Origin of the sequence: Psychrobacter sp. AOP3-A1-26 (assembly GCF_052378235.1) — a bacterium.
GTDB lineage: Bacteria > Pseudomonadota > Gammaproteobacteria > Pseudomonadales > Moraxellaceae > Psychrobacter.
Window position 1 is genome coordinate 72,901 of sequence record NZ_JBQSXN010000004.1, and the last position, 10,299, is coordinate 83,199.

Genomic DNA, 10,299 nt, shown 5'->3' on the forward strand with positions numbered 1-10,299 from the left:
TCTTATAGCAACATATCAGCAGCATAGACGGCTAAGTTGCCTCAGCATAAAAGTATAAGTTTATATTGTTGTGCGTTGTTGTCTATTGTAACGTAATGCTCAGTATTTAGTTTTCTGCTTGATAATATAAGGCTGCTAGGGCGTAGCCTTATTTTTTATCGCCAGATAAATTCTGAGTTCGTGTCGGTGCTTTATTAAGGTATAATCGCCTACATTTGCTCTTTTGAGCAGTACCTGTTTGTGTTGGTTCAACACGCTCTAGTATCTAAGCAGAAATAAAGTACGGTGATTATTATTAATAAGATGGGTATTAATAAGATGGGTTTATCAATAAGTAACCCACTATCAGCAGCTCTGATTATAGCAATTTTATGAGGATAAGTCTGATAAGTGGACAGACGGTCATTTATGAGTATAGAAAGCTTAATATAGAGAGCTTGGTATAGGGTATAGAGAGCTTGTTATAGAGAATAACGATGAAATTTTTAATTAGTAATGATGATGGTGTAAATGCCCCAGGATTATTAGCGCTGTCTCAGGCGCTATCATCTATCGGAGACGTGGTGGTCGTCGCGCCAAACGATGAACAAAGTGGCTGTGCGAGTGCTTTGAGTGTTTCTAAGCCCTTACATACGCAGCAATTACCCTCTGGTGCAATAGCCGTTAACGGCTCGCCCGCTGATTGTATTTATTTAGCCTTGCATGAATTGTATCGTCAGACACGCTTTGACTGCGTAATTACGGGTATCAACTCAGGCGCCAATTTGGGTCAGGACGTTATGTTTTCTGGTACCTTTGGTGCCGCGCTCACGGCACAGCTATTTGGCATACCAGCTATCGCGACTTCCTTAGTCGGCGGCGGGGTAAAAGGCAAGGGCCAAGAGCAGGTGAGTGATTATCAAATGGCGGCAAATGAGATCGCCAAGCTATTTACCGAAACGCCAATTTTAGATGCAGTCAAAAATTTGCCCTATCATGTATTAAACGTTAATATTCCTAATGTAGATAATACCGACGATATTAAGGGTCGAAAAATCACTGCGTTGGGGCACAGCCAGATAGCTCGGCCTGTACACCATATGGTCGATCCACGCGGGCGAGATGCGTATTGGTTGTCGTTGCGCAAGCGTCAAAATGAGGTGTTGAAAGATAAAGTCCCTGAACCATGGCCGCCTCATCAGAAAACACCAGAGCAGATGACAGGTTTTTTGACCACAAAAATGACGGATGACCAAGCCGTAGCAGCAGGCTATATAAGTCTCTCACCGGTACGGCTGCACCACACACCAGCGGCAGCATTAGAGACGCTATCAGCATTAGCGCTATAAGTAACTATATAAGATAAGTAACTATGGCGTGTGATCCAATAGCACATTATTACAATCGTATTGCTTTCGTATTGTTTTATGTTATACAGCCCCTATATTCATGGTATTTTTTCTAGCTCCCCCTTTAAGCTTCATAACCTAAATGATGGCGCGCCCTGTATAAACAATCCAAATAGATTTTTTATAAAGACAAAGGTAAATCAACGATATAGCCTGTTAAATGATTGATAATGGTGTTTGTTAGGCTATTATAAAGTACAGAAAAACATTAAGAGGCTTGTGAGTGGCACAAAGTGCTTCTGATTAATTTAAAACCGATAAGCAACATAAAAATTGATGAGTAACATAAAGAACAGGAACCTTGTATGAAAAAGCTTACGACTGGATCGCATCTTGCAAAAGCGGCTTTGATTGGCACTCTGAGCGCAGCGACCCTGACTGTGGTGGGTTGTGCGACCAAACCGACTTATCAATCAGCCAACCAAGCGGGTCCTAAGATTATTACTAACGCACAAGGCGTCCCTAACTATCATCGTGTGCAACGCGGTGATACGGTCAGTCAACTTGCTGAGCGCTATCGCCTCAGTTACCGTAAAATTGGTTCGCTCAATGGCTTAGACAGTAAATATACGATCTATAGCGGACAATGGCTTAAACTGTGGCAAGGAACACAAGCGGCGACAGCCAATAATAACCGCTATAACGCGTCGGCCCAGCGTCAGCCAACTTATACCCCTCCTGCAAACACTTCGTCTAATACAAACAGTGCGCCCAATAATAGCTCGCAAAATCCTGCGTACGAAGTGACTGCCAACACCACATCAGGTTATGAATACCCGAGCCGCAACCAAGTGACCCGCAATTTTGATGCAGCAGCTGGCAATATGGGTATGTGGTTCGCTGGTAAGGTTGGCGATCCAGTGCTTGCCAGTCAATCTGGGACGGTACTTTACTCAGGTAATGGTCTACCAGAATATGGCGAGCTGATTATGATTCGCCATAGCGATAACTATATCACTGCCTATGCACACAATAGCAAGTTGCTCGTCAAAGAAGGGGATCAAGTGCAACATGGTCAACGTATTGCAAATATGGGTAGTAGCGGTGAAACCAATCAAGTCGGCTTAGAACTCCAAGTACGTTTAAATGGCAATCCTATTGATCCACGCGCAGTACTAGGGCGTTAAATCTAGGAGGTTAAATTTAAGGCCATATTTTCAATGGCGTGTTCAATTTGATGATGCTATTAACAATGCTTTATTGAGTGAGCCACTCTACTTATCCATACTTGAGAAATTTTATGATTTTAAAAAAACAATATATCGCACTTTTTCCGGCCTTAGTGATGGTCGGGTGTACGAGCCAGCAAGCGATGCAAAAGACGAACAAGCCTGTGCGTCAAGGTAACGTTCAGATTACTCAGAACCAAACCATTAAAGTAAAACCAACACCGAAGCCAGTCGTTAAACCAGTGGTTAAACCGCAAACGACACCAAAGCCAAGCTATGGTAGCTTTTCTGATTGGAAGTCAGACTTCTCGACGCGTGCGATGTCGTCAGGCTATGATGCTCAGACTATCCGCCGTCTACTTGATTCGGCTTATCTAAATCAGCAAGTTATCTCGCTTGACTCAGGGCAGCCCGAGTTTTCTAAGATGCCATGGGAATATGTAGACTCTGCCGTATCTGATGGGCGCGTGAGCACGGGTAAGCGTAAATTTTCCGAGCAACGCTCGTTTTTATCGCAGTTAGAATCGCAATATGGCGTCAATGCAGAAATCATCGCGGCGATATGGGGCATGGAGTCGTCATATGGTGCGGTGACGGGTAATAGCAACATACCCAGCTCGCTGGCTAGCCTTGCCTACGATGGTCGTCGCCAAAAATTTGCCGAAACTCAATTGTTATCATTGGCGACGTTATTACAGCGCGGTGATGTGTCTTGGTCGCAGCTGGATGGCTCTTGGGCGGGCGGTATGGGTCAGACTCAGTTTATCCCCGATACTTGGCTGCAACATGGCGTGGACGGTGATGGTAATGGTCATCGCAATCCGTGGTCAACAAGCGATGCTTTGGCCTCTACCGCCAATTATCTGAGTAACTCAGGCTGGGTTCGTGGTCTAGCACCGTTTTATGAGGCGACTGTTCCTACTTCATTTGATTATTCGGCTGTTGGCACTAAGCAACCAGCTGCTAGATGGGCGGCGATGGGCGTTGATACGATAGCCGATGTTTATTTGGATGCCAATACAGAAATGGAGCTATGGTTACCAGCTGGCAAGGATGGCCCAGTGCTGCTACTCAGCCCGAACTTTGATGTAATAAAGGTCTATAATAATTCGTCAAGTTATGCGTTAGGAGTTAGCTTATTGGGTAAGGCGCTGGCGGGACAAGGCGGTTTGCAGAAATCATGGCCGCGCTATGAGCGTCCATTATCGACCAATCAAGTGCGCAATTTGCAACAACGTCTGACCAATTCAGGCTATGATACCAAAGGCGCTGATGGTATCGTTGGTACCAATACACGTAAGGCATTCCAGCGCTGGCAGGCAGATAATGGTCAGACTCCAGACGGTTTTATCACCCAGCGTAGTGCGTCTTCGTTAGCATCATGGTGAAATAGGTTGTTGGCATTCATCTTTGGTATTGGCTTTGTTAATTCATGTTTTCAGCCTGGCTGATAGGTTCTTTTACTGTACTTTAATTGTCTGAGCTTATTAAGACGATGTCTTTCATTTTAATGAGCAATGAGCACAATAAAAAAGCACCTTGATAAGGTGCTTTTTTGCCATTTTTAAAGTGAAGACAAAGTACTTTTAAAGACAAGGTGTTTTTAAAGCCAGCACTTTTAAAGATAGTACTTTTAAAAATGATTTTTTAAATACAGGGTTTTTCAAACCTTAAATACGAATATAAAACGATTAAAAGAGTGTACCTTTATGATTACCATGGAAGCATTACAGTCTGCGATACAGCTGCGTATAGACAATTATAATATTAACGACTGGCCGCTACAAAAAAGAGTAATTACTACCTGCGAGCTACTCAATAGTCGTAATCAAATATTGGCGCAAGAAATTGTCTCGTCGTTTGATGTGCCAAGACAAAATGTATCCGCGATGGATGGTTATGCGATTGCTCAGGGTAGCGATTTATCAAAAGAAAGCGTTATCGATATAGTTGGAGAGTCACAGGCTGGTAGTGCCTATATTGGTGAGTTGACAACTGGACAAGGTGTCCGTATTTTTACGGGCGCTGTCGTGCCTGATAACTGTGATACGGTCATCATGCAAGAGAACACCAACTTTGCGGATATAAAAGATACGCTCGATAAATCACAGCCTTATGCTATTACACTACTACAGGCCGCTAAGGTCGATAACAATATTCGCAAGCAAGGCGAGGAGATTGAGGCGGGCGAAGCAGTCTTAAAAGTCGGTAAGCGGATCAATCCTGCTGATATCAGCCTACTGGCAAACTTAGGTGTTAGCCAAGTTGAGGTATTCGAGCCACTGACGGTAGGTGTACTGGCGACTGGTGATGAATTGGTTGCCATTGGCAATGAGCTTGAAAGCTTGGCGCAAATATATAACTCCAATACGCCAACCCTTAAAAGCTTGCTATCAGATATGCCTATTAGCATTCGTGATTATGGCATCATCCCCGATAACTTAGAGCAGACGACTACCGCCGTTAGCCAAGCGATGCAAGACTGTGATGTGTTGATATCAACGGCTGGTGTATCAGTGGGCGATTATGATTTTTTGACCACTGTGATTGAAAGGTTAGGGCAGATTAACCACTATAAAGTGGCGATGAAACCGGGTAAGCCTTTTGTCTTTGGTGAACTAAATAAAGGTCTTGATAAGCCAGTATTATATTTTGGTTTGCCGGGCAACCCGCTCTCTACCGTCGTTGGTGCGCTAAATTTTGTGATACCAGCGTTATGGCAGATGTCAGGTGCTGAGTTGGCAGAGCGACCCATGCAACTGAGTATCGAAGCATTGCTGAGCAATGACGTCAAAAAAAGCGTCGGTCGCAAAGATTTTCAGCGCGGGATATTGTCAAAAAATAAGTCTGGTCATTACCAAGTTGAGTGCCTATCAGGTCAGCAGTCGCACCGTATCAAACAGCTTAGCCGCGCCAATTGCTTTATCGTTTTGGATAAAGACAGTGGCAATGTGTCAGCAGACAGTCAGGTGATAGTACAGCCTTTCCCTTGGCTGCATGTTTGACTTAGTGTGTGCCAGCATTAGGTTGTTTAGCCCATTTAGATACAATCGCTTGAATTGAGGACACGCCCTAGCGTCTGATAGCGATAGGAAGACGAGAGTTCATCCTGACAATTGATTTTACCATAAGTGTTTTCATCATAAATAATATTGAGCCATAATGAATACTTTAAACGGTTTAGACAGCTTGGCTGGGGTGGTTGTTTTGGCGGGCGGTGCATCGAGACGCATGGGCACGCCCAAGGCCAAGCTCACTCTACCGACAGGTGAGTACTTGCTGGACTATCACCTCCGTCATGCGCGCGGCTTAAACGTGGCTGATGTAAACCCACCTATTATGATTGCAGATAATGGCCGTGGCTTTAATACCAATGCAAATGTAGCCTTACATAGTCCCCAGTCGCCTATTCTGCATATTGCTGACTATCACTCTTTAAAGAGCACAACCTCTCTAAGGAGTGACAAAGAGATTGATACTGGCGGCGCGTTAGTAGCGATTGAATCTGCGTTGCAGACACTGATAAATCTAGATGACTCAATCACTATAAAAAATAGGCATTCATCGTGGTTGTTGGTCATTAGCTGTGATAGCTTGATACCTGCTACTGATTTGTGGCAGACACTGCAACCTTTCATTGCTCAGGCTGATGATAAAAACATAATTTGCTTAACAGATGCTAACCATTTATATCCATTATTGGGGCTCTACCGTCTGAGTATTGAGCCTGATTTAAGAGCCTATATTGATAGTGGTCAGCGTAGAGTGATGTCATTTATTCAGCCTGTTGTGCATTGTGTGCCGTTTATGAACGAGTGGCAGCATCTGACCAATTTTAATACTCCTGAAGATTTTAAAAGAGCATGTACCGCTTTAAGTGATTTATAAAAAAGTTATCGAGAGAGTTTATCTATGAATACCAATAGCCAGAAAAAAACCCAGCCTACTTTATCGCACCTAGACAGTGACGGTGATATTCATATGGTCGATGTCAGTGGCAAACATACAACGACCCGAGAAGCCCATGCTGTTGGGCAAGTTCGTTTTCCGAGTGATATCTATACACAAATCAAAGCTGCTGATGGCATGACCAAAAAAGGCAGTATCACACAGACTGCGCATATCGCTGGTATTATGGCAGCGAAGCGTACACACGACCTTATTCCACTTTGTCATCCGTTACCGCTAGATAAAATCGGACTGACTTTCATTTATGACGATGCACTCAATGCGATTACCGTCAGCGCAAGCGTAAAAGTCACACATAAAACAGGGGTAGAGATGGAAGCGTTAACCGCTGTTAGCGTTGCTTGCCTAACTATCTACGACATGACCAAAGCACTGTCACATGACATCGCCATTGATAATATCCATCTAATAAACAAAACCGGTGGCAAGTCAGATTATAACCATGCTTAAGGTAGTGGTTGATTGTTTTAATGGTTAGTCATAGCAGGTTATGACAATCGTATCGGCTTTAGAGTGAATTAACCATAGAAAAACCCTCATTCAATATTACATTGAATGAGGGTTTTTTTGATTGATACTTTAAAGTCAATCGCGGCTTAAAAGTGGTATTTTACCAGTGCCATAACAGCATGTTCGTCGACCCCATCGACACCAAATTTATTTTTCCAATAGCTGTACTCACCACCGACTTCTAAACGGTTATCAAGGCCAAGCGCTTCTTGCAAGTTGTACTTAACTTGTGGGTTAAAGTGAATATTATCTTCAAGCGTATCACTGTTAAAACCAAAATCAACATAACCATCAATCAACACTTTATCGCGTTCCCAAGCAGCGGTTAACGTGATTTTTTGGTCATCAGGCTTCGTTTCGTTAAAGGAGTGATACAAGGTCGCAGATGCGTACTTCATACCAGGAATTGGTAAGTCTAAGTCTACGCCAAGACCCGCCCAGTAGTTGTCTTGACCAAAACCGGTGCTGTTTGAGCTGAACTCATAAACACCCGCGACGTTGACTTGTTTGATAAAGCTGTCGTTAAATGTTGCCACTTTAAATTTAGGAGAAAACTTACCGAAAGTTTCTTTATATCTTTTCGTATCAACAACATCACCAGTTGCACCATCTATAACGTCGTATTTTCCACCTTGATGACGGTCAACGAAGAAGAATACACCACCCCAATCATGCGTAGAGGCGTGTTCTAGTGTCATTGTTGTTAGATCATCTACGTCGCCAGGTAGCAGCTTAAAGTTACCACCGTGCAGTACAGTAACACTGGTGTCTTTAAATAAGGTTTTGGCATGAGCGCCAGTCATACCGCCCAAAGCTACAATAGCAATAGCAGCGGTCGCTAATGGTTTGATACAAAGAGATTTACGGCTAAGAGTCTTAGGCGATTTGGTGGTCAATGGTAGGCTTGAAGATAAATTATAACGCACAGTAGTATTCCTTTATATACAGTGGTTGGGTCCTAGCAGGCTTTGCGGTCATGGCATGTCAAACGAGTTTTAACTTCCTATCAAAACGCGCCTATGATGCTAGGAAAAAGTAGAGTCAGCTTTCGATAAAAATAAAGAGTTATTAAGACAAACACTGTCAATGTAAGCATATTTAAAGGCTGCAAAATCTGTCACTTTTGATGATTTACTGCAGCAATCATTAACACTTTGAAACAGTTAAGCATGTTTAATAAGCCCTGACAACTACAAAGTTTCTGTAAATAAGGAAAATCTGAGTTCTCTAAGTTGTTGATATTGGCTAAGTTTATGATTCTATTAAAAATAACTGACTAAATGGTCAGGAATATTAATTTTGTAATATCAAAAATAAAAACAGAAAACTTACAAACACAAAAAAACCTCAAATAAATGGATACCTGAGGCGAAACTGATTTAAACTTTATAATCTAAGTTTGTTATATTGGTATTAGCATCTAAAGCTAGGCTGTCATATTGTTTTTTGGCGCACGCCCTGACTCACATCGCAATATTTTTTTACAACACCATAAAAATCAGTTAAGGAGAAGTTATGCGTATCACTGCTAATTTTGATGCCGGTAATATTGACGTTATTAATGTAGAAGATAAAAAAAACATTCAATTGGCTATTTGCCCAGACTTTGGCGGCGAGTTTTTCCAATGGTTCAACTTTCGTATGGAAGCTGAAATTGGAGAGCAGTATGTTCTCAATATTGTTAATGCAGGTGAGGCATCCTATCTCGAAGGATGGGACAATTACCAAGCAGTGGCATCATATGATCGTCAGCATTGGTTTCGTTTACCTACGTCTTATAAAGATGGGAAGTTAACGATAGTGGCAGATATGGACTATGAAAGCATTCAAATTGCTTATTTTGCCCCTTATAGTTATGAGCAACATCAAGATTTATTGGCAACGGTACAAATGCATCCGTTAGCGTGTTTAGAACATCTGGGAGAAACGCTTGATAAGCGCGATTTAACCCTAGTTAAAATTGGGGATGGCGATAGCAATAATAATGCAAATAAACGCAATATTTGGATTATAGCCCGTCAGCACCCTGGCGAAACAATGGCTGAATGGTTGGTTGACGGTCTGATGCGCAGCTTGTTAGATGAGGATAATGCCACGGCTAAGTTATTACTAGATAAAGCTAACTTTTATATTGTGCCTAATATGAATCCCGATGGTAGCGTGCGCGGGCATCTACGGACTAATGCCGTTGGCACCAATCTAAACCGTGAATGGTCAAGCCCAAGTTTAGAAAAAAGCCCTGAAGTGTTTCATGTGATCCATAAAATGGAGCAGACTGGCGTTGATCTATTTTATGATGTACATGGTGATGAAGCCTTACCTTTTGTATTTCTGGCTGGCTCTCAAGGAACGCCAAGTTACAACGATCGCCTCGCACAGCTACGAGATAGGTTTTCAGACGTATTGAAACTCGCTAGTGCTGATTTTCAGTCTGAATTTGGTTATGACGTTGATGCACCTGGCACAGCGAATATGACGGTAGCCACTAACTGGGTGGCGGAGCGTTTTGATTGCCTTGCAAATACCTTAGAGATGCCCTTTAAAGACAACGATAATGTGCCTGATGCGGTTACGGGCTGGTCACCTGAGCGTTCTATGAAATTGGGTGACGCATCATTAATTGCTATGCTAGCGGTTGTTGATGATTTACGGTAGGTCTAGGGCATGTCCTCAATCTGAACAAAATCAACTCAATGGGCTAAAAATGGCTAAATCTTGCCAAACTGCGTCAAATAGCTGGCTAATATCTTGATATTACCTGTGCTATTTTCATTGTTTTCCTTGCTAGTCTAATTTTTGTGACTGGTATAAAACTTATACCAGTCAAACGGTACTTTGCTGGTATAGGTTTTCCTTACTTGCTGTGCGTTTTGCACTCCATAGGCTGCGAAACTTATATTTAAAAGCAAGCATCCCAGCAGCGCTGTATTCTTTTTAAGTTGAATCGACTATAGCGTGTTTGTTTCTTATACTTACTTTTGACGCGCTTTATCAAGCTTTTTATCTTTTAAACTTAGATTGCCGCGTAACACATCGCCATACATACGTATGTCGCCAGCAAAGCTTTGTAGTGGGTATTTGAAGGTGGCTGGTTTGTTTTTTTCGAAGAAGAAATGTCCCACCCATGCACAGGCATACCCAGCAGCAATGCCTTTAATTAAAGGCTTTACTGAACGGTTTTTGACGGATTTTGCCAGTCCCAATAGGCCAAAAGTACTGCCCGCAAAATGTAAGCGACGACAAGCTATGTTTTGATGCTCATC

The 10,299-nt window shown here is 42.6% G+C and carries 9 protein-coding genes; 7 read left to right on the plus strand and 2 right to left on the minus strand.

Annotated elements, in window-relative coordinates:
* The first annotated feature begins 476 nt into the window (after positions 1 to 476).
* The 6 genes from surE to moaC all read left to right on the plus strand — a co-directional run bounded on the left by surE (position 477) and on the right by moaC (position 6,976).
* Positions 477 to 1,328, plus strand: coding sequence for a 5'/3'-nucleotidase SurE (surE, locus tag ACT3TU_RS01775; protein WP_192524139.1), 852 nt, complete (start codon positions 477 to 479; stop codon positions 1,326 to 1,328).
* Between the two features lie 365 nt (positions 1,329 to 1,693).
* A complete protein-coding gene (locus tag ACT3TU_RS01780; RefSeq protein ID WP_444783985.1) occupies positions 1,694 to 2,515 on the plus strand; it encodes a LysM peptidoglycan-binding domain-containing M23 family metallopeptidase in 822 nt (273 codons plus the stop codon).
* Positions 2,516 to 2,628: 113 nt separating this feature from the next.
* On the plus strand, positions 2,629 to 3,945 hold the full coding sequence (locus tag ACT3TU_RS01785; RefSeq protein WP_192524141.1) for a lytic murein transglycosylase: 1,317 nt from the start codon (positions 2,629 to 2,631) through the stop codon (positions 3,943 to 3,945).
* A gap of 321 nt (positions 3,946 to 4,266) precedes the next feature.
* Positions 4,267 to 5,562 carry a molybdopterin molybdotransferase MoeA gene (locus tag ACT3TU_RS01790; protein ID WP_192524142.1) on the plus strand — a complete coding sequence of 432 codons (1,296 nt, stop codon included), beginning with the start codon at positions 4,267 to 4,269 and terminating at the stop codon, positions 5,560 to 5,562.
* Between the two features lie 157 nt (positions 5,563 to 5,719).
* Positions 5,720 to 6,445 carry a molybdenum cofactor guanylyltransferase gene (gene mobA, locus ACT3TU_RS01795; RefSeq protein ID WP_192524143.1) on the plus strand — a complete coding sequence of 242 codons (726 nt, stop codon included), beginning with the start codon at positions 5,720 to 5,722 and terminating at the stop codon, positions 6,443 to 6,445.
* 24 nt (positions 6,446 to 6,469) lie between these two features.
* Positions 6,470 to 6,976 (plus strand): cyclic pyranopterin monophosphate synthase MoaC, encoded by a 507-nt coding sequence (gene moaC / locus ACT3TU_RS01800; RefSeq protein WP_192524144.1) that lies wholly within the window; start codon positions 6,470 to 6,472, stop codon positions 6,974 to 6,976.
* Between the two features lie 146 nt (positions 6,977 to 7,122).
* On the opposite strand, the gene ACT3TU_RS01805 is transcribed toward moaC, so the two are convergent.
* A complete protein-coding gene (locus ACT3TU_RS01805) occupies positions 7,123 to 7,962 on the minus strand; it encodes a DUF5020 domain-containing protein (RefSeq protein ID WP_318779309.1) in 840 nt (279 codons plus the stop codon).
* Positions 7,963 to 8,551: 589 nt separating this feature from the next.
* On the opposite strand from ACT3TU_RS01805, the gene ACT3TU_RS01810 reads away from it, so the two are divergent.
* Positions 8,552 to 9,691, plus strand: a complete 1,140-nt coding sequence (locus tag ACT3TU_RS01810; protein ID WP_192524145.1) for a M14 family metallopeptidase — start codon at positions 8,552 to 8,554, stop codon at positions 9,689 to 9,691.
* Positions 9,692 to 10,008: 317 nt separating this feature from the next.
* On the opposite strand, the gene ACT3TU_RS01815 is transcribed toward ACT3TU_RS01810, so the two are convergent.
* Positions 10,009 to 10,299 (minus strand): Mpo1-like protein (locus tag ACT3TU_RS01815; RefSeq protein ID WP_444783986.1); only part of this gene is annotated, 291 nt, incomplete at its 5' end.